Origin of the sequence: Kitasatospora sp. NPDC058243 (assembly GCF_042882025.1) — a bacterium.
Classification (GTDB): Bacteria; Actinomycetota; Actinomycetes; order Streptomycetales; family Streptomycetaceae; genus Kitasatospora.
In genome coordinates this window covers 1-19,231 of sequence record NZ_JBHVWW010000011.1, presented here as the reverse complement: position 1 = coordinate 19,231, position 19,231 = coordinate 1, and the positions used below count along the sequence as shown (strand labels likewise).

The window sequence follows — 19,231 nt, the reverse complement described above, 5'->3', positions numbered from 1 at the left end:
CTGACCGGCCCGGCCCTGCATGCCGCTGCCCGGTCACCCCGAGGGGCGGCCGGGCAGCGGCGTGCAGGGGACGTCAGGAACCGGCCAGCAGGTCGCGGAGCAGGGCGACGGTGTCGGCGTCCAGGTCACGGCCGGTGCGGCGGCTGAGCGCGTCGAGACGGTTGACGGCGCGCAGGAGTTGGTCGCGGGCGCCGGCCGAGGCGTAGGCGTAGAAGAGGTCCCGGTGCAGGAGTTCGACGTCCGGGGCGACGGCGAGGCCGCGGAAGACGGCGGCCTCGGCGCTGCGGTGGTCGCCGTACTGCAGGCGGCGGGCGGCCAGTTCGTGGGCGGTGTCGACGATCGCCGCGATCATGTCCTGGCGTTCGGCCTCGGCCCAGCCGTAGGAGGCGGGCGGGGCCTCGGCGAACGGGGCGCCGCGTACCAGGGCCAGGGCGTGGGCGAGGGCGGCGTCGGCGGTGGCGCTGGTGCTGCGCATGCCGCGCCGGTAGAGGCTGCGGAACTCGTCCCAGTCGCAGGTGACGACCGGGGTGAAGGAGTAGCCGTCGGTGGTGTCGGTGGGCAGGAAGGCGCGGCCCTCGGGCGAGGTGCCGAACCAGGCGGCCAGGTCGGCGAGTTTGCCGGGGAGCGGGCTCTTGGCGTCGGCCGCGGTGGGGTGCGGGTCGAGGTGGGCGGCGCCGGGGTGGAGGTCGTGGTCGAGGGCGTGGTGGTCGGCGCCGGGCCGCAGCGCGAGGTAGACGGCGAGTTCGGTGAGCCGGGACAGCGCGCCGGGTTCGGCGGTACCGAGGGCTCCAGCGACGTCGACCGGGCCGAGCAGGCGGATCCGGGGGGCGTTGCGGGCGGCGTGCGCCTCCGGGGAGCGCAGGATGGCGAGCAGGTCGTCGCTGTCGCTGCGCCCGGGGGTGGTCTGGGCGACCGGGGCGACGGCGGCGGGGCCGGGCTCGGCTCCGGGTTCGACTCCGGGCTCGGTGTGGGAATCAGCGTGGGAATCGGCTTCGGCCGGGGCCTCGGCTTCGGTGCCGGGCAGGAGATCGGGCGAGGGCTCCGGCCGGGACGGGACGCGCGGGTCGACGCCGGAGGACGCGGGCGCGGGCTGGTGGACCGGGGCCGGCTCGACGGGCGACTGCGGCACGACCGGCTGGACGGACTCAACGGCGGGAACGGACGGCACGGGCTGGACGGCGAGGACGGCCGCGGGGGCTTGCTGCGGTGCCTCCGCCGCGTCCCCCGCCACCGCGTCCGGGCGGCGCAGGTCCCGGGTGGCCTCGTCCGTGGCCTCGTCAACGAGCTGCCCGACCACGAGCTCTTCGTCGGTCCCGATCCCGCTCCCGGTCTCGGTCCCGATCCCGCTCCCGGTCTCGGTACCGACTCCGCTCCCGGTCTCGGTCCCGGTCTCGGCGGAAGCGGCCTGCCGCCCCTGCCCGTTGACCGCGTACCGCCCCGGCCCGGCCGGAGGGGCCGGTACCGGCGTCGCCGGGTCGGTGCCCGCGAACGGGCTGGCGCCGGTGCCGATGACCCGGGCGAGCAGCCGGGGCCCGGCGGCCGTGTCCGTACCGCCCTGCGCGCCGGTCGCGGCGGCGCCGACGGCGGCCAGCACGGGTACGGCGGCGGGCAGTTCGGCCGTGTCGGTGTCGTCGTCGTCCGCGTCGGGGTCGAGGCCGGGACCGTCCAGGGTCCAGGCGGGGGCCGGGTGCTGGGTGAGGTCGTCGGCGGCGCGGAGCAGTTCGGTGACCTGGTCGTACTGCTGGTCGCTGAGCCGCTGGAGTTCGACGGTGAGGTGCAGGCCGGGGATGGCCGCCTGGCCGGTGGCCGGGAGGGTCCAGCGGGCGACGGGGCCGGTGCCGCGTTCGGGGGCGCGGGTGATGACGGCGACGCAGGTGCGCGGCCGGGCGTCGAGCAGGCGGCCGAGTTCGGCGGGGACCTCGCCGCCGGGCTGCTGGGCGCAGAGCACGATCTCGGGGGTCCAGGACTCGTCGGCCTGGCCCCGGCTGCGGGCGTCGCGCGGGCTGGCGGCCTCGGCGGCGACCAGCGTGGCGCGGGCCTTGGCGGTGCGCGGGCCGAGGGCGGCGAGCGCGGCCTCCAGGGTGGGGTGGCGGTGGATGCGTTCGGCGGCCGGGCCGCTGATCGGCACCTCCTCGGCGAGGTCGACCAGGTGCAGGTGGAGCCGGTCGGCGAGCGGGCTGTGCGCGAGTTCGACGGCGAGGGTGCGCAGGATGTCGCGGGCGTCGTCGGGGTGGCCGGAGAGGTGGAGCAGCCGGACGGCCTCCAGGTCGGCGAGGACGACCGAGCCGTCGGGCGAGGTGCCGAGGGTGACCAGGGCGGGGTAGGGCGCGGCGGTCTTGCGGGCCTGGGCGGCGCTGAGCAGGTCGCCGGAGTCGAGGCTGCACCACCAGACGTTGGCGGCGTGCGCGGCGCGGAACGGCGCGATCGGGGTGGCCGGGCCGGAGAGGTGCAGTTCGATGGTGTGGCCGGGGGTGATCCGGGCGGCGACGATGGCGGGCAGGCGCTTGCCGCCGCGCACGGTGTTGCGGGCCATGGTGCGCAGGGCGCGGTCGAGCAGGTCGAGGCCGGCGTCGTCCTGACGGGCCCTGAGCTCGTTCTCGAAGGCGGCGGCCTCGGCGTCGGGCATGGTGATGCGGTGCCGGGGGCGGCGGGCGCGCAGTTGGGTGCCGCGCTTGTGGGCGACGGTGCCGACCATGACGGCGGCGAGCAGGACACCGACGGTGGAGGCGGTGAGGGCGATGGAGTAGTCGTCACCGGCGGCCGGTTCGGCGTGCGCGGCGGGGGCGGGCGCATGGGTGGGCGCCGGGGTGACGGGCTGGGACGCGGCCGGGGTCGGCGCGGGGGCGGGAGTGGCGGGCGCCTGGTCGGCCGGCGGCTGGCCGGTCGACGGCGCCGGCTGCGGCGCCGGAGCGGGCGCGGGCTCGGACGGAGGAGCAGGCGAAGGAGCAGGCGCGGGAGCGGCCGCCCCCGGCACCGTGAGCACCATCCCGGGCACCAGCACGTCCGGATCGGTCAGCCGTTCTCCGTCCGGCGCCTGGGCGCCCTTGTTCGCCTCGAAGAGCTTCGGCCACGCCTCGGCGTCCCCCAACTCCCTCTGGGCGATGACGGACAGGCTGTCCCCGCCCTGGACGGTCACCGTCGCGTGCCCGCCCGCACCCGGCTCCGTCCCGGCCTGCGGCACCTGGGCCGACCCGGCACCGGAAGCAGGGGCGGGCGCGGGCTCGGACGGAGGAGCAGGCGTCGGAGCAGGCGCAGGCGCCGACCCGTCCGCCTTCGCGTCCCCCGGCATCAGCAGCGCCCACCCCGGCTGGATCGGCCGGTCGGCGTCGAAGCGGATACCTGAATCATCCATCACCCGGCCGTCGTTGAGCTTGGCGATCTCCACCCACCGTTCACCGGAGCCCAGTTGGCGTTCGGCGATGGACCACAGGCTGTCGGCGGGCCGGCTGTCCCGCACGGTGTACGTGGGGTTCTGCTCGGCGGCGGGCGCCAGGGCGGGCGCGGCCTGGGCGGCGGGCAGGGCGGCGCGCTGCACGCCGGCCGCCAACTGCGCCGGGGCGGTGGCGGTGTGGGCCGGGGTGGCGGCGAAGGCCGAGCCGGCGACCGGCATCAGCGCGAACACCGAGCCGACCAGACCGGCCGCCATCCGCTGGCTCCAGCCGAAGGCGGGGATGCGGCGGGCGATCCGGCCGCGCAGCTGCGCGGGGATCTCCAGCAGGACGGAGAACGCGAAGCAGCCCCAGGCGAGCCAGCCGACCACGACCAGCAGCCAGAGGAACAGCCGTCCGTCGTCCGGGCCGGTGAGCGCCTGGCCGACGCCGTCCGGCGCGACCTCGCCCATCGCGGCGACCGCACGGGTGCCGTAGAGCAGCAGCGCGGGGACGCCGAGCAGCAGGGCGAGCAGGGTGACCAGCGCGGCGAGCGCGGTGATCAGGGCTGCGCCGCGGCCGCGCCCGCGCGGTGGGCGGGGCGCCGGGGCGGCGGGGCGGCCGGCGGCCCGGTGTCCGGTGTGGGCCCGGCCGTTGGCGCTCCGGGCCTGGTCCTCGGCACCCGGGCTCCGTCCCTTGGCGGTTCGAGCCCGGCCCGGGGCGGTTCGGGCCTGGTCCTTGGCACGTGGCGCGGCCATCAGTCGGTCTCCGCTTTCTCGACTCCGTGGACGAGGGTCGCACTGCCCTTGCCCGTTACCTTCCGCTCCCCGAGCGCGCCCAGCAGGACGGGCCGGTAGTCGGCCCGCACGGTGACGGTGACGACCTTGCCGTCGCCGGAGAACTCGACCTCGCCCGCCTGGAGGCCGTACAGGGCCAGGTAGGCGTCGGCGGCCTGCCGGACGTAGTCCTGCTGGATTTTGAAGCCCTTCCCCTGGAGGACGGCGGCCTGGTCGAGCTGCTGTCCGCCGACCCGCGCGGCCTCCTGGGCGTAGGCGTCGGTGCGTTCGGCGACCCGCAACCGGCCGCCGGCGTCGATCACCAGGGCGATGACGAGCACGACGTAGGCCGCGCAGATCGCCACGAAGAGGGCGACCGCGCCCCGGTCGGAGCGGCGTCGGCGCCGCGCCCTGACAGGCACTCCCATCCCCCCTGCCCCTCCCGCACCTCGTCCGCCCCACCGGCCCCCACCGGGCGCCGGCCGGTCCCGTCGCGTCATCCCCCGTGCGCTCTCCGCTTGCGTCTCCCCCGCGCGGGCCGTCCCCAATCCCCCGTCGTGGCCCGTGTCCCGCCGGGTGCCGCCCCGGGCCGTCATGTGCCCCGGTAGCGGTCCACCACGGAGGTGAACTCGCCGACGAGGTGCTTCGTCACGGGTACGCCGGACGGTCCGCCGAGCAGGTCAGCCAGTTCGACGTCGCACACCACGGTGACCTTGACGGTCGTGACGGCGCCGCCGGGCAGGTCCAGTCGGCCGGGCACGACCTGGACGTCCCCGTTGCGGCAGGAGACGCCCTGCTGGCGCAGCGTCGCGAGGGCCGAGTCCCGGCCCGGCTGCGTCATCCCGTCGACGCTGCGCTGCAGCGAGGCGGTGCGGGCGCCGGCCCGGGCGGCGGCCTCGACCGTACCGGCCGTGGTCTGCACCCGCCCGGCGGCGATGGCCACCAGGACCAGCCCGACCACCGGCGGCACGACGATCGCCGCCTCGATGGCGACGGCGCCGCCGTCGCTCCGCCGGACCGGCCACCACCGGGGCCGGCGCGCGGAACGGCGCTCGGCCCGGGGCGCGCAACGGCCCCCGGAACCACGCTCGGCGCGCGGCGCCGGCCACCAGTCGGCCCTGGTCCGCCGTCTCACGGCGCCACCGCCACCGGCGGGACGAAGTGCTCGCGCGGCGCCTCGGCGAACTGCGTGAGGGCGGGCGCCGACAGCCCGGGTATCAGCAGCGGCGGGCGCACCGCCACGGTGACCCGGACCACTTCGGGCGTGCTGCCGTCGGTCGTCACCGTGTACGAGTGCACGCCCTGCCGGTCGAGGAAGTCCCTGGCCTGTCGGCGCGCCGCCTCGTTCTTCACCTCGTCCGTCGCGTTGCCCTGGATCCGGCCGGCGTCCACGCCCTCGCGGGCGGCGGTGAGCGCGAGCTGGCGGTCGTACCACAGCAGCGCGGCCTGGACGACGAGCATCAGGAGCACCAGGACGACCGGGAAGACGATGGCGAGGCTCACGCTCATCGACCCCCGGTCGCCGCGGCGGCGAGGTCGGTACGTCACTTGGTGGCGCCTCCCGCGGCCGCGCCCGCACCCGGCATGTTCGGGTCCTGCTGCACCTTCTGCACGACCTTGTCCTTCAGCAGGTACAACGCGGTCGCGACGGCGCCCGCGACGAAGACCAACGCGATGATGGCGAGGGCGAGTTCGATGCTGATCGCGCCGCGGTCGCCGCGCGCGCGGGCGGCCCGCAGCCGGCCGAGCCGCAGGGTGAACAGCAGCAGGGCGAACTGCACGGGCAGCAGGACGGGCCGGATCAGCCGGCCTGCCAGGTGGACGAGTCGGACGGTCATTCGGGTCTCCCGGGGTGGAGTGCGGTGTGGTGCCAGATGCCCTGTGAGGAGGGTCAGTTGAGCATCTGGTGGAGTGCGGGGAAGACGATCAGGACGGTCATCAGCAGGGTGAGGGCGGCTCCGGGTGCGACCATCCGCTCGCTGTCGGCGTTGGCGCGGGCGAGGTCCTCGGCGAGCAGCTCGCCGCGCAGGCCCTTGGCGCGCGCCCGCAGGGTGTCGTACACGGCGGCGCCGTCGGTGCCGGACAGCCGCATGATGTCCGCCACGTCCTGCAGCGGGCTGAGCCCCAACTCCTCGGCCAGCGCGTCGAGTCCGGCCCAGGGCGGGAGCCGGTCGGTGGCGGCGCGGTCGAGGGCGTCGCGGATGCGCCGGAACACGGTGCCGCGCCCGACCGCGGCGGCGCGGCGCAGCGCCTCGGCGGGCCCGCAGTCGGCGGCCCGTTCCAGGGCGACGAGTTCGAGGTAGGCGGCGATGCCGTGCAGGTACTCGCTGCGCGCCTCCTTGGCCTCGCCGCGCACGATGCCGTCGGGGACGAACCAGAGCAGGCCGGCCAGCAGCGGCCCGGCCAGCAGCGGCAGGGCGAAGGGCAGGCCGATGTCCATCAGCACGGCCATCGCGCCCAGGTAGGCGGGCAGCAGCAGGCCGATCGCGGCGAACAGCAGCTTGTGCACCATGAACCGGGCCGGGGCGCGGCCGATCAGGGCGAGTTCGCGGTGCGGCAGGGACACTCCGCGCAGGCCGATCGAGCGCTCGCCGATCCGGTCGTACCAGCGCGGCCGCTCGTCCGGGTCCGCGGCCCGTTCGGCGGGGGTGCGGTGCAGCCGGTCCAGGGCCTGGCGCAGGTCGGGCGGCGCGGGCCGCAGTTCGGCGATCAGCAGGGCGACGCCGCCGGCGGCGACGGCCCCGGCCAGCACGGACCAGGGGGAGATCACCGGACCTCCCCGAGCTGTTGGAGCGCCTCGTCCTCGCGCGCCGGGGCGCGGCGCCCGGCCTTGCCGCGCCGGTCGGGCGCCAGCAGCCGGGGCACCGGCGGGTGCGAGGCGAGGGCGCGCATCCAGGCGATGATCGCGACGAACAGGGCGGCGACGACCGCGAGCACGATCTGGCCGAGCAGCGTGCCGTACGGCCGGGTGTACTCGGTGTTGAAGGAGCCGACCGTGACGACCAGCACGATGATGCCGACCAGCCAGCGGATGGTGGTGCGGTGCTTGGCCCGGTCGGCCTCGATGGCGCGGCGCTGGCGGACCTCCTCGCGCACCGAGTCGGCCATGTCGGCCAGTGCCCGGGCCAGGCCGGGGCCGCTGTCACCGGAGCGCAGCACGAGCGCGGCGAGCACCTTGTCGGCGGTGGCGTCGGCGACGCTGTCGGCGAAGGCCTGGAGCGCCTCCTCGGGCCGCCAGCGGGCCTGGAGCCGGGCGGCCAGTTCGCCGATCTCCTCCTCCAGGGCGGCGGGGGCGGTGCGGCGGCTGGTGACGATGGCCTGGTTGAGGCCGACGCCGAGCAGCAGCACGTCGGCGATGCGCTGGGTCCACTCGGACAGCGCCTCCAGGCGTTCGATCCGGCGGGTGTCCGGGCGGGTGGTGTCGAACAGCCAGGGCAGGCCGAACACGGCCAACGGCACCAGCAGGGCGGCCAGCGGGATGCCGGTGAACAGCCAGGAGAGCGGGGCGCCGGCGAGCGCGAGCGGCAGCTGGATCCGGCGCAGCCGGGCGACCCTGGCCGAGGCGGCGCCGGGGGCGCCGTACCAGAAGACGTGGGCGCGGCCGGCCAGCGGGTTGCTCCGCTCCGGGGTCTCGTCCTCGTCCGCCGGGTCACTGCCGCGGGCCCAGGCCACCAGGGCGACCAGGCCGCCCGCGACGGCCAGCCCGCACAGGGCGAACAGCAGCATCATCGCGCGCCACCGCCGATCCGCAGTTGCAGCGGGGTGGCCCAGCCGCCGTAGCGGGAGCCGAGCAGGGCGGCGTCGAAGCCGGCCCGGCGCAGGTCGTCCAGGCACTGCGGCGGGGTGTGCGGGACGGCCCGCGGCTCGCCGAGGTCCACCCGGGGGCCGAACACGGTGTTCAGCGCGGGCCGACCGCTCTCGCCGAGGCCGGCGACCTCCAGGACGTGGGAGACGAAGCGGTGCCGGCGGCCGCCGACGGCGGTCTCGTCGACCATGGCGACGTGCACGATGAGGTCCAGGGCGTTGGCGGTGAGCCGGTAGGCGAGCGAGTCGGTCATGTGCGAGCCGTACTCCAGGCAGAGTTCGGCGATGCGGTCGACGACCATGTGCGGGCCGCGGGCGTGCAGGGTGCACATCGAGCCGCCCTCGCCGTTGGTCATGACCCGCAGCATCGGGACGACCTCGCCGGATCGGACCTCGCCGACGATGATCCGGGACAGCGTCATCCGCAGCGCCGCCGGGATGAGGTCGCCGATCGTCAACTCGCCTGCCAGGCGGCCCTCGACGCGTTCGCCGTTGCCCTCGCGGGCCTCCATCGGGACGACCTGGCGCAGGTGGCCGAGGGTGTGCAGCCACAGCTCGAACTCCGACTCCAGGGTGCCGATCCGCTCGTCCGGCGGGATCTCGGCGGCCATCGCGCGCAGCAGGCTGGTTTTGCCGACGCCCTGGGTGCCGGTGATCATCACGTTCTTCCGGGCCCGGATCGCGGCGGCCAGGAACGCGGCCAAGGTGCTGTCCAGGGTGCCGAGTTCGACCATCTCGGGCAGCGTCGCCGAGGCCACCCGGTGGCGCCGGATCGCCACGTACGGGCGGGGCGTCACCTCGGTGAGCGCCTGGAGGCGCATGCCGCCCTCCAGGCGCAGCGCGAGGGTCGGGCTGGCGGTGGACAGGCTGCGCTCGCCGCCGCCGTGCTGGCGGGCCAGGTCCTGGAGCAGTTCGACGAGTTCGGCGTCGCTCTCGGCCACCGGCGGTACCTGGCGCAGGGGTTGGTGCACCCGGGAGACCCAGACGTCGTCGCAGCCGTTGATCAGGATGTTCTCGATCTCCGGGTCGTCCAGGTAGGGCTGGAGCCGCCCGGCCCGGAACAGCAGGTCGAAGACGGCCTCGGCGAGCGCGCGGTCCTGCTCCCGGGTGGGCGGGATGCCGTGGGTCTGCGCGTAGGCGTCGGACCAGCGGGCGACCGCCTCCTCGATCAGCGCGCGGCCGCGCTGGCGGCGGGTGGCGCGGTCCGGTTCGGCGCCCGAGGTGGCGGTCAACCGGGTGATCTGCTGGTGCAGTTCGGCCGCGACCTGGCGCTTCAACTCGCGGGCCACCTGCGGGTCGACGGCCGGCCGGGTGGCGGCACCGCGCAGGTCGAGCGAGGGCAGCTGGGAGGGCACGGCGGTGGGCGTGGCCGCGCCGCCCGGCTGGACGTACGGCGGCGGCGCGGGCTGCGGGGCGACGGGGCCCGGCCGGTAGGCCTGGGGCGGGGCGGCCGCCGGTGTCTGCGTCTGGGCCTGTGTCGGGGCCTGGGCCTGGGCCGGGGTGGCCCAGGGCAGCGCGGCCGGGTCGGCCGCGGGGTGCTGGTGCAGGGGGCTACCGCGCACGGAGCACCTCCCCGGGGTTGTACGGCTGCGGACCGTTCGGGTGTGTCTGATCGGGTGTCACGGCGGGCTGCTGGAGCGGGTAGCGGCCGTCGTCCTCGGGCTCCGGGCGGACGTACGCGCCCTGCTGGTCGTACGGGGCCCCGCCCTGCTGGTCGTACGGGCCGAACCCGGCCTGCTGGTCGTACGGGCCGAACCCGCCCTGCTGGTCGTACGCGACGTAGCCGCCCTGCGGCCCGTACGGCGACTGCGGCTGCTGAACATGCCCCGGGAACGGGGCCGGAGCGGCCGGTTGGGGGGCCAGCCCGGCCAGCGGCGCCACCGGGCCGGTGGTGATCACCGGCCCGACCGGCTGCGGCGGGGAGTACGAGGGCTGCTCCCCCTCCACCGGCCGGTACGCCGTCGGCGCGGCCGCCTGCGGGGTCGGCACCGGGGGCTGGACGTGCACCGCGGTCGGGGGCTGGGGCTGGGGCTCGGTCCGGGCCGCGGCGGTGAGCTGGGCTGGGACGGGCGCGGCGGTCGGCGCGAGCCGCTGGCGACGGCGGCGGACCAACAACTGCACCTCGTCCGCCGCCGAACGCGCCGTCCGCATCAGCTCCGAGCGGATGAACCGCCGGTCGGTGATGTCACCGCCGTCGGAGAGCACCCGGGCGGTGCGGGTGGCGTGCGGCAGCAGCCCCAGCACCGGCAGGCCGAACTCGCGCGACACCTCCGGCCCCGAGTACGGCCCCTCGGCGACCAGCAGCAGTCCGAGCGCGTCCACCCCGGTGCCGGCCGTGGCGAGGTCCTCGGCGAGCGCGGACAGCCGGGGCCTAGCCGAGCTCAGGCCGCGCAGCGTGGTGCGGACGGTCACCGCGACCACGTCCGCCCGGCGGGCCAGCACGGCGCTCACGCCGGTGGCGCCGGAGCGGCCGAGGTCCACGATGACGTCGTAGCCCTGCGGTTCGAGGCCGTGCAGCAGGTCGACGAGCGGCTCCCAGGTGTAGGCGAGGCCCGGGGCCTGGGTGGGGTCGGTCAGCCCGGGCAGCAGCAGCCGCTCGGCGGTGCCCTCGGGCGAGAGGTCGATCAGCTGCTCCCAGATGGTCGCGGCGAGCAGTCCGCGCCGGTCGGCGACGGCCAGATTGCGCAGCCCGTACACCGCGTCGACCCGGCCCTCCAGGGCGCCCGCGAGCACCGCGCCGCCGTCCGGGTCGGCCTCCACCAGCAGGACCCGCCGTCCGGGTTCCAGCGGCCAGGCCAGCAGCAGGGCCAGGGCAGCCGTGGTCGCGCCGGGCGCGCCCGGGCCGCCGGCCACCGCGATCACCGCCATCAGGCGCCACCCGCCCCGGTCGGGGGCACGGGGGCCGTGGCAGCGCCGGAGGCGGTTCCGGTCGCCGGGGCCGTCGGCGCGGCGCTGCCGCCGGTGCCCGCACCGGCGGTCCCGGTCGCGCCGCCCGCCGCGGCGGCGCGCGGGGCCAGCAGGACCTGGATCCGGCCGCCGGCCACCCACTGCGCCAGCCGGGGGCCGTCCGCCGCGCCGACGGCCACGTCGATCACCTGGCTGCCGTCGGTGTCCACCCGGCCGACCGTGATGACCGTCGCGGGCATCGAGTCGGCCTTGGTGTTGTCCGGGGTGTAGACCACGACGATCTGCAGCCCCGGCTGGAGCCGGGTGGCGGGCAGTTGGCTGTGCTTGGCCGAGACGCCGACCACGATCTGGCCGGGCTGCACCGCCAGGGTCTGCGCGACGTCGCCCCTGGTGAGCATCGCGCCGCGCTTGAGGTCGGTGGCGGCCCGCATGCCGACCGCCTTGTCCCGTTCGGTGGCGGACAGCGGCCGCAGCGCCGGATCGCCGGCGATCCGGGCCACCACCAGGTCGTCGTCGGTGATCACCTGCCCCCACGGGATGTCCCGGGCCAGCGCCAGCACGGCGACCCGCTGGCCGGTGCTGTTGTAGAGCACCGCGCCGCCCAGGCCGCCGGCGGCGATCAGCGCGACGGCCATCGCCAGCACCGCCGGGCGCCGCCGCCGGGCCCGCAGCGTCCGGCCGGGGACGTGCGGGGCGGCGCGCCCCTTGCCCTTGCCCGCACCGCTGCCCGGGGCCTCGCCCGGCCCCTGCCCCTGGTCCGGGACCGCCACGGACACCGCGGCCCCTGCGGGTGTGCCGGATCCCGGCGTCGCGAACGTACGGTTCTCCACCGGGTTCCGCCCTTCCCTCGTGCTCGTTCCGGATCGTCGGTACTGGGTTCTCGGTGCTCGGGTCGTCACCGCTCGGGCCGCCGGTGCCCGGGCTTCGGTGCCGTGGTCGCGTGGGGCCGGCCGCCGGCGCCCCGCGGCCGGGCCGCGGGGCATCGGACGTCCGCCGCCGCCGGGTCAGTTGAGGACCTGCACCTCGGCGACCTTGAGCGTGAAGTTCGAGGACTGCGGCATCTTGACGTCGAAGGTCTTCGCGTTCGGCCCCGTGACCACGACCTCGCCCACCCAGTTCGCCGTCACCGTGCCGTCGAAGACGCCGCTCTTCCTGGTGCCCGAGCCCACGGCGAACTCGTAGCCGCAGTCAGGGGACTTGGCGGCGCCGTACTTGGGGTCGTACGGTGTCCCGGCCTTGTCGCAGGTCACGGAGACGCCGCTGTCGAAGACCCAGGTCACGCCCCTCAGCACCGGTGTGACGGTGACCGAGGCGCCCGGGACGGACAGCGTCTTGGGCGCGGGCGCCGCCACGCCGTCCAGCCAGAGCCAGACCGGCGCCTTCACCACCGCCGTGCCCTTGGGCGCGACGCCCGCCGTCGGCTTCGGGAAGCGCATCTCGTGGGCGAAGCCGAAGCCGACGTCCACCAGGTTCAGCGCCGGCGGCCCGGCCGGCGAGGTGGCCTCGAAGACGATCTCGGCGCCGTCCTGGCCGCCGCCCGTCTGCGGGCAGACCTTCGAGTAGAGCGCACCCTCGGACGGCTTGTGGCCCTGCCACGCCGGGTCGCCCTCGGGGAGCGGGTTGTCCAGCGGGCGGAAGTAGCATCCGACGCCGCTGTTGAACCAGCCGCGCTCCGGGTCGTGGCAGGGCCACTGCTGGTCGTGGTAGCTGCACAGCAGCGGCCCGTCGCTCGTACCGCCCCCGCCGCCACCGCCGGGCTGCGACGGTCCGGGTTTCGGTTTCGTGCCACCGGTGTTGACCCCGGAGCAGATCACGTCCGGGTAACACTGTTCGGCACCTCCGCCCGGCGGTTCGTCCGCCGCCGCCGACACCGCCGAGGCCAACAGCAACCCGGCGGACAACGGCGCGAGGATCGCGAATCGCCGGGCCGGTTTACGCGTGTTCAGCATGCCCGGTCCACCTCCCGCTTGAAGTCGTAGATCAGCCAACGTGCTTGGAACCAGCGCAGGGACGCGGTCGCGACGTAGCGGTTCAGTCGGTCGCCCGGATCCTTTGCCACCTGGGTGACGGCGTCGACGCGGTGCCATCCCGACACGTCGACGCAGTCCTCGATCACGGCGGTCTGCGGATCGGCTTTCAGGTCAATGGCCTTGACCACCGCCGAATTGCGCGGCGTTCCGGTCATCACCAGTTTGGCGTCGCGAAGTTGGCGGAGACTGACCAGGGTGTCGGTAAGGGCCCGCCCGGAAGAGTACGTCTCCAGAGCGAATCCGTCCGAATCCGACCGCCCGAATGCCTCGGTCTGGGCCTGCCACCAGTCCTGATACGTCTTCAGGGCCAGCCGCCCCATGGCACCTTCCGGCCCGTCCGTCGGCGCGATCGAGGTGTTTACCGAACCACCCGAAGGAGGTACCGGATCCACTCCCGCGACACTGGGCGCAGCCGTTCCGAGCCGATCGACGGAACCACCGGCACCGCCGCTCGCACAGGCCCCGAGGAGCAACACCAGAACCACCCCACCGACCCCAACCGCCCCAGGGCGCAACACATTTCCGCGCTGCCGCATCGCCCCACCTCGTCGCGACCGACCGATTCGTGATCCGTGGCCGCCGGAAGAATTCCGTCGTCCCGCAGGTGTTTCCGCTGGGGATCGATTCTTCGCCAACCCACCCCATCACGGCAACACCTCAGGCCACCTGACCTTACGCGGAAGGCGGTTCCGTCGGGGCACTTTCCCGCCACAGAACGGCCAACAGTTCTTCGGAAAGCGACAATCCGGCCAATGCGCCCCGAACCGCGGCCCGATTGCGCATCAACAGGCGCCCGCCCTGCGGCGGAACGAGCAGGCGCGCGCCCGGCGCACCCGAACCACCCGGTGCTTCGCCCCCGTCGAGCAGCGCGGCGACGGACGGCTGGAGATCCAGCGGGGCGACGGCCGCCGGGGCGCCCGGGACACCCTGCCGCAGCACGGTGGTCAGGGCATGGCTGAACGAGCCCTCACCACCCGGCAGTACGGCGTCCCGGCCGCGTCTGCCCGGGGTGTACCGGCCGACCCGGCCCCACAGCGGGACACGCGGGTAGGCCAGCAGTTCGCCCGCGCCGTCCTCGCCGCCGCCGCGCTCCAACGCCGCCCAGGTGTCCCGGTCGGCCACCGCGTCGACCAGCAGCAGGGCCTCCTCGTGGCCACCGTGCACCATCGCGCTGACCACCCAGTCCCAGGCCAGGCCGCGCCGGTAGGCGTTGTCGGCGGTGCTGCCGCCGGTCACCAGGGCGAGCCGCCGCCCGCGCGGATCGACCGCCAACTGGCCGACCAGGCAGACCACCAGCCACCGGCCCGGGTGCTGGGCGGCCTCCCGGACGGCGGTGAGCATCGCGTTGGCGTCCGCGTCCGGCGCCACCTCGGTGACCCGGCAGCCGGCCGCACCGACGTCGAAGCACATCCCGGGCAGCACCCGCGCGAGCAACCGGGCGCCGTCCGGCGCCAGCGCCGAGCCCCCGAAGCCCCGATCGGGCCCGCCGTTCGCCCCGATCACCACCAGGTCGACCCCGCCCGCCATCCGCACGCCCCCTCCCATGCCGGCCCCGGCGCACCCGGGGCCGCCCGCCGCGCCCGCCGCTGCCGTGGTGCGCAGGGGCGCGTACCGTACCGCCGCCGGGCAGGCTACCGCCCCGGGCGGCCGCCGACGGGGCTCCCGGCCCGTCCGCTCAGGGACCATGGGCCCTATCGGCGCGCGCGCCGACCGGAGGACGATCGGACGCATGGAGCGTGAGGACCGTGTGGAGACCCTGAGCGAGGCCGAGTGCCTGCGGCTGCTCAGCACCGTGCCCGTCGGGCGCGTGGTGTACACCGAGCACGCGCTGCCGGCCGTGCTACCGGTCTCCTTCGAGGTCCTGGACGGGCGGTTGGTGCTCGCCGTGCGCCGGGGAAGTGCCACCGCGCGCGGGCTTGACGGCACCGTGGTGGCCTTCCAGGCGGACCTGCTGGACCCGGTCACCCGGACCGGCTGGAGCGTGCTGGTCCACGGCCGGGCGGACGTGGTGCGCGAGCCCGAGCAGGTGCGGCGGGTGCTGCGGTCCGGCCTGCGGCCGTGGGTGGGGGACCCGGAGCCGCTGTTCGTCGCGCTGGTGCCGGAACTGGTCAGCGGCCGGCGACTGTTCCCGACCGGGCAGGACGCGCTGGGGCGCGGGGCGCTGCGGTCCTGAAACACCCACAGGGCCGCCGCGCCCTCGGGTTCCCGGGTTCCTGTGTTCCCGGGTTCCGGTGTTCCCGGTTCCGCACCGCTGACAGATACCGGCGGGTACGCATACGCTTCCGGCGTCCTGACCCCTCCCCCAGGAGCGCACCGTGACGAGCTTCGCCTCCCTCGCCGATCTGACCGCCGCCGTCGGCACCGAACTGGGCACCAGCGAGTGGCACACCATCGGGCAGCGGCAGATCGACCTGTTCGCCGAGGCGACCGGCGACCACCAGTGGATCCACGTGGACCCGGAGCGGGCCAAGGAGAGCCAGTTCGGCTCGACCATCGCGCACGGCTACCTGACCCAGTCGATGATCCCGGTGCTGGCGAAGGAGTGCTACGGCGTCGAGGGCGTGCGCATGGCGCTGAACTACGGCTCGGAGAAGGTGCGCTTCCCGGCGCCGGTGCCGGTGGGCACCGCGATCCGGGCCACCGCCGAACTGGTCTCGGCCACCGAGGTGCCGGGCGGGGTCCAGGCGGTGGTGCGGTTCACGATCACCAGCGCGGAGAGCGCCAAGCCGCACTGCGTCGCGGAGACGATCACCCGCTTCTACGCGTAGCGGCGCCGGGCGGTGGCCCTGGGCGCGCGGCCGGGCGGTGGGCGCGGCGACCGGGGCAAGGTACGCGGCGACCGGGCGGGGTACGCCGATTGGCCCGCGCGGGGCCGCTCACCAGGTCCGGACGGCCCATGACGAGTAGTCTCCGACGAGATGGTTGTCGTATCGCAGCGGCCCCACCAGTCGCCCGGATACCCGCCCCGGCATGCCCGGTAGCCGTGACCGTCCTTGGAGGAGCCTTGCCCCGCCCCGCCCCCTGGTTCTCCCGCCTCGCCGGTCTGTCCTCGCAGTTCATCACCCCGCCGACCAACAGCCCGACCACCAGCCCGGCCCTCGGCCCGACCGCGAACCGCACCGGGTCGGGCCTGGCCCGACTGCCCCGCGCGGCCTGGCACCTGGTCCGGGCCGAGGCCTTCGGTGCCGAACCCCGGGGCGAACGGCTGGCCCGGATCCACCGCTCCCCGCAGTTCGCCGACGGCGCCTTCCGCAACCCGCTGCCCACCCGCCGCCTGGTCTACGAGCGCAGCCCGCTGGAGATCACCCGCGCCCAACTGACCGGGGACAAGACCCGCCGGGCACCGACCGCCGCCGTACCCGTGCACCGGCTGCTCCCGGTCGACCTCGCCCTGCCGCCGGACTCCGGACTGCGACTCACCTGGCTCGGCCACGCCACCGTGCTCGCCGAGATCGGCGGGCGGCGGGTCCTGATCGACCCGGTGTGGGGCGAGCGCTGCTCGCCGTTCGCCTGGACGGGGCCCAAACGGCTGCACCCGATGCCGCTGCCGCTGTCCGAACTCGGGCCGGTGGACGTGGTGGTGATCTCCCACGACCACTACGACCACCTCGACATGGCCACCATCCGCGCGCTGATCGGGACGGACGCGGTGTTCGCCGTCCCGCTCGGCGTCGGCGCGCACCTGGAGCGCTGGGGAGTACCGACCCGGCGGATCGCCGAACTCGACTGGTGGGAGTCGGCCGAGATCGCCGGGCTCACCCTCACCGCCACCCCGGCCCGGCACTACTGCAGCCGCGGCCCGCGCACCAGCGCGCTGTTCCTCTGGGCGTCCTGGGTGGTGGCCGGCGGCGGGCACCGGATCTTCCACAGCGGGGACACCGGCTACTTCCCGGGCTTCGCCGAGATCGGCCGCCGGCTCGGGCCGTTCGACGCGACGCTGATGCAGGTCGGCGCGTACAGCGACTTCTGGCCCGAGGTGCACATGACGCCCGAGGAGGGCGTCCGGGCCCACCTGGACCTCGGCGGCGATCTGCTGCTGCCGATCCACTGGTGCACCTTCAACCTGGCGACGCACCCCTGGGAGGAGCCCGCCGAACGGGTGGTCGCGGCTGCCCAGGCGCTCGGCGCCCGGCTGGCGGTGCCCCGGCCCGGCAAGCCCTTCGAACCGGTCGACCCGCCCGCGCTGCGGCTGTGGTGGCGCGCGGTCGCGGCCACGCCTCGCGGCATCGAGCCGCTGGTCCGGGACCGCAGCGCGGTGCCGGTCCGGGAGCGGGCGACGGATTTCAGCGAACAGATTTCAAAATCTGTTCGCTGAAATCTGTTATCTGTTATCTGTCTGCTGTTATCTGTTTGCTGTTACCTGTTCGCCCACTTGTCCGCAGCCACCTGTTCACTGCCACCTGCGGGACGGAGCGGCGGACGGAAGTCCCGCCCACCGCCTGGGCCCAGGACCAACCGCGGCGTCACCCCGCCAGGACGTCCCGCAGTGCGCGGGCCTCCTTGACCAGCCGGCTCGATCCGCCCTGCTCCGCCACCGCCGTCACCTCGGCCACCGGCCCCCGGGCGCCGGTGCGCCGGGCGCAGTCCGCCGCGAGGGCGAGCAGGTCGCCGAGGCCCCGGGCGGGCGCGCCCTCGCCGCCCAGCAGGGCCGGCAGCGCGGGCCCGAGCACCGACCAGACCGTGCCGTAGGCGCCCGTCCCGGCGGCCAGGGTGAGCGCCGCCGCGAGCCGGTTGGGCTTCACCGTGCCGCAGTCGACCAGCGCGCCGAGTTCGCGGCCGAGCTGCGCGCCGTCCAGCTCGCCGCGGGCGGCGAGCACCAGCAGGCCGTCGACGGCCGCCGTCCGGTCCTCGGTGTGCCGGGCGCCCAGGCCGTAGGCCAGCGCCAGGTGCAGGGCGAGCCCGGCCGGGCCGCCGGCCTCGGCGAGGGCGGGCAGCAGCCGGCCCGCGCCGCGCTCGTCCCGGTCGGCGCCGGCGGCGAAGTGGTCGAGCCACCGGGCCGCCAGTTCCTCCCGGTGCCAGGGGAGCATCGCGGCCCAGTGCGCCGTGGGCCGCCACGTCCAGTCGCCCACCTTGCGGGCCCGGGCCACGCTCGGCTCGGTGCCCTCCAGCAGCGCCCGGAACTCGGGGGCGAGCCGCTCGCCGTCCGGGCCCTTCGGGCCGGCTCCGATGCCGGGTTGGGCGACGGCCACCCGCCGGACGTCCTCCCACCAGCGGTCCGCGTACTGGTGGCCGTGCTTCGAGCCCCGGCCGGGGGCGAACAGCACCCGCTCGGACGGCTGGTCGGGCAGGCCGCCGGTGCGCAGCCACTGGGCGGCCCACCGCCCGGACGGCGAGGTGAGCGCCTCGGCGGCGCGCAGCACCCCGGCGTCGGCGCGGGGGCCGACCCGCAGCAGGGCCGCACACAGGTCGGCCCGGCCGGGGGTGACGCCCGCCGCCTGGTACCCGGCGAGGCGTTCGACCAGCGTGCCGGGGTCGATCGCGCCGGTGGTGTCGGTCGGGATGGCCAGCAGGTAGGGCGGCCGGTTCGCGGTCACCTGCCAGGCGGCCTCCTCCAGCCGGGCGGCGAGGGCGGTGCCCTGCGCGGTGTTGTTCTGGCCGCGCAGCGGGGACCGGCCCTTGCCGCCGAGGAAGTCCCAGAACCGGTGCGGCGGCGTCTCGCCGGCCACCGCGGCCACGACGTGGAGGACGTCCCGGGGCGAGCAGTCGCGCCAGCGGTCGACGCCGCTCCACGGGTGGACCCGCCGGACCGGCTCCAGCGCCTCGGCGAGCGCCGCCCGGTCCTGGTGGGCCTGGCGGACCAGGCCGTCCAGCACGCGCTCGAAGACCGTCGGCTCCGGCTCGTCGGCGGCGAGCAGGGCGGACAGCTCCTGCGCGAGTTCGGCCGCCGAGGCGATCGGCGGGCCGAGCGGGAGGGGCTGGGGGGCGGGCGGGAGGAGCTCGTTCCACCCGGTGTCCGGGTCGCCGTCGCCACCGACCGGTGCGCCGAACAGTTCGCCGGCGCGCTGGTGGTGGGCGGGGTTCAACACCTCGGCGGCGAGCCGCAGTTCGGGCAGGACGGCCTCCCCGGCCGCGCGCAGGTGCCGGGCCACCACGTTCAGCGCCCGCTCCTGGACGGCCTGGTCCGGGTGCCCGAACGCCTCGGCGGCCGCGAGCACCACCGGCCCGGACCGCCCGGGCTCGCGCCGGGCCGCCCGCTCCAGCCAGCCGAGTTGGGCGCGGACGAGCTTCTTCTCGGCCCGGAACAGCACCACCGCGGAGGACTCGACCAGCACCTCGGGTTCGATCAGCCCGGCCTCGTCCAGCCCGGCGAGCACCTCCTGGGCGTGCCCGGCGACCACCGACAGCC

17 protein-coding genes are annotated in these 19,231 nt (G+C 75.9%); 3 read left to right on the top strand and 14 right to left on the bottom strand.

The genetic code is table 11. The features are described from left to right. Window positions 1-73 precede the first annotated feature (73 nt). From ACFVX9_RS10445 to ACFVX9_RS10385, 13 genes are all read right to left on the bottom strand, one after another. Window positions 74-4,126, bottom strand: a complete 4,053-nt coding sequence (locus ACFVX9_RS10445) for a BTAD domain-containing putative transcriptional regulator (RefSeq protein WP_387981305.1) — start codon at window positions 4,124-4,126, stop codon at window positions 74-76. Next, complete coding sequence (locus tag ACFVX9_RS10440) at window positions 4,126-4,572, bottom strand: hypothetical protein (RefSeq protein ID WP_063350047.1); 447 nt, start codon at window positions 4,570-4,572, stop codon at window positions 4,126-4,128. The genes ACFVX9_RS10445 and ACFVX9_RS10440 overlap by 1 nt, the downstream gene beginning before the upstream one ends. Before the next feature lie 164 nt (window positions 4,573-4,736). Next, window positions 4,737-5,279: a TadE/TadG family type IV pilus assembly protein gene (locus tag ACFVX9_RS10435; protein ID WP_380479374.1), complete on the bottom strand. Its 543-nt coding sequence runs from the start codon at window positions 5,277-5,279 to the stop codon at window positions 4,737-4,739. Further along, window positions 5,276-5,692 (bottom strand): TadE/TadG family type IV pilus assembly protein, encoded by a 417-nt coding sequence (locus ACFVX9_RS10430; protein ID WP_159398548.1) that lies wholly within the window; start codon window positions 5,690-5,692, stop codon window positions 5,276-5,278. The genes ACFVX9_RS10435 and ACFVX9_RS10430 overlap by 4 nt, the downstream gene beginning before the upstream one ends. After that, a complete protein-coding gene (locus ACFVX9_RS10425; RefSeq protein WP_363367209.1) occupies window positions 5,689-5,982 on the bottom strand; it encodes a hypothetical protein in 294 nt (97 codons plus the stop codon). The genes ACFVX9_RS10430 and ACFVX9_RS10425 overlap by 4 nt, the downstream gene beginning before the upstream one ends. Window positions 5,983-6,035: 53 nt before the next feature. Beyond that, window positions 6,036-6,914 carry a hypothetical protein gene (locus tag ACFVX9_RS10420; RefSeq protein ID WP_063350044.1) on the bottom strand — a complete coding sequence of 293 codons (879 nt, stop codon included), beginning with the start codon at window positions 6,912-6,914 and terminating at the stop codon, window positions 6,036-6,038. Next, window positions 6,911-7,873: a type II secretion system F family protein gene (locus ACFVX9_RS10415; protein WP_380373950.1), complete on the bottom strand. Its 963-nt coding sequence runs from the start codon at window positions 7,871-7,873 to the stop codon at window positions 6,911-6,913. Before ACFVX9_RS10415 ends, ACFVX9_RS10420 begins: the two co-directional genes overlap by 4 nt. Further along, window positions 7,870-9,510: a CpaF family protein gene (locus tag ACFVX9_RS10410; protein ID WP_387981303.1), complete on the bottom strand. Its 1,641-nt coding sequence runs from the start codon at window positions 9,508-9,510 to the stop codon at window positions 7,870-7,872. The genes ACFVX9_RS10415 and ACFVX9_RS10410 overlap by 4 nt, the downstream gene beginning before the upstream one ends. Beyond that, a complete protein-coding gene (locus ACFVX9_RS10405; protein WP_387981302.1) occupies window positions 9,500-10,816 on the bottom strand; it encodes a hypothetical protein in 1,317 nt (438 codons plus the stop codon). Before ACFVX9_RS10405 ends, ACFVX9_RS10410 begins: the two co-directional genes overlap by 11 nt. Continuing rightward, entirely contained in the window at window positions 10,816-11,631 is an 816-nt protein-coding gene (locus ACFVX9_RS10400; protein ID WP_380373958.1) for an SAF domain-containing protein, read from the bottom strand. Before ACFVX9_RS10400 ends, ACFVX9_RS10405 begins: the two co-directional genes overlap by 1 nt. Before the next feature lie 228 nt (window positions 11,632-11,859). Then, window positions 11,860-12,804, bottom strand: coding sequence for a hypothetical protein (locus tag ACFVX9_RS10395; protein WP_380341793.1), 945 nt, complete (start codon window positions 12,802-12,804; stop codon window positions 11,860-11,862). Beyond that, the gene (locus ACFVX9_RS10390; protein ID WP_159398547.1) at window positions 12,798-13,277 is read right to left on the bottom strand and encodes a hypothetical protein; all 480 of its coding nucleotides are present in this window, start codon (window positions 13,275-13,277) and stop codon (window positions 12,798-12,800) included. The genes ACFVX9_RS10395 and ACFVX9_RS10390 overlap by 7 nt, the downstream gene beginning before the upstream one ends. A gap of 280 nt (window positions 13,278-13,557) precedes the next feature. Then, window positions 13,558-14,412 carry a hypothetical protein gene (locus tag ACFVX9_RS10385; RefSeq protein ID WP_063350037.1) on the bottom strand — a complete coding sequence of 285 codons (855 nt, stop codon included), beginning with the start codon at window positions 14,410-14,412 and terminating at the stop codon, window positions 13,558-13,560. A gap of 202 nt (window positions 14,413-14,614) precedes the next feature. On the opposite strand from ACFVX9_RS10385, the gene ACFVX9_RS10380 reads away from it, so the two are divergent. The 3 genes from ACFVX9_RS10380 (at window position 14,615) to ACFVX9_RS10370 (ending at window position 17,200) form a co-directional block, all read left to right on the top strand. Then, complete coding sequence (locus tag ACFVX9_RS10380; RefSeq protein ID WP_063350036.1) at window positions 14,615-15,058, top strand: pyridoxamine 5'-phosphate oxidase family protein; 444 nt, start codon at window positions 14,615-14,617, stop codon at window positions 15,056-15,058. A gap of 142 nt (window positions 15,059-15,200) precedes the next feature. Then, window positions 15,201-15,653: a MaoC family dehydratase gene (locus tag ACFVX9_RS10375; protein ID WP_063350035.1), complete on the top strand. Its 453-nt coding sequence runs from the start codon at window positions 15,201-15,203 to the stop codon at window positions 15,651-15,653. A gap of 362 nt (window positions 15,654-16,015) precedes the next feature. Further along, complete coding sequence (locus ACFVX9_RS10370) at window positions 16,016-17,200, top strand: MBL fold metallo-hydrolase (RefSeq protein WP_244293710.1); 1,185 nt, start codon at window positions 16,016-16,018, stop codon at window positions 17,198-17,200. Window positions 17,201-17,348: 148 nt separating this feature from the next. On the opposite strand, the gene ACFVX9_RS10365 is transcribed toward ACFVX9_RS10370, so the two are convergent. After that, on the bottom strand, window positions 17,349-19,231 hold a 1,883-nt coding region (locus ACFVX9_RS10365; protein WP_387981300.1), incomplete at its 5' end, for a DUF6493 family protein.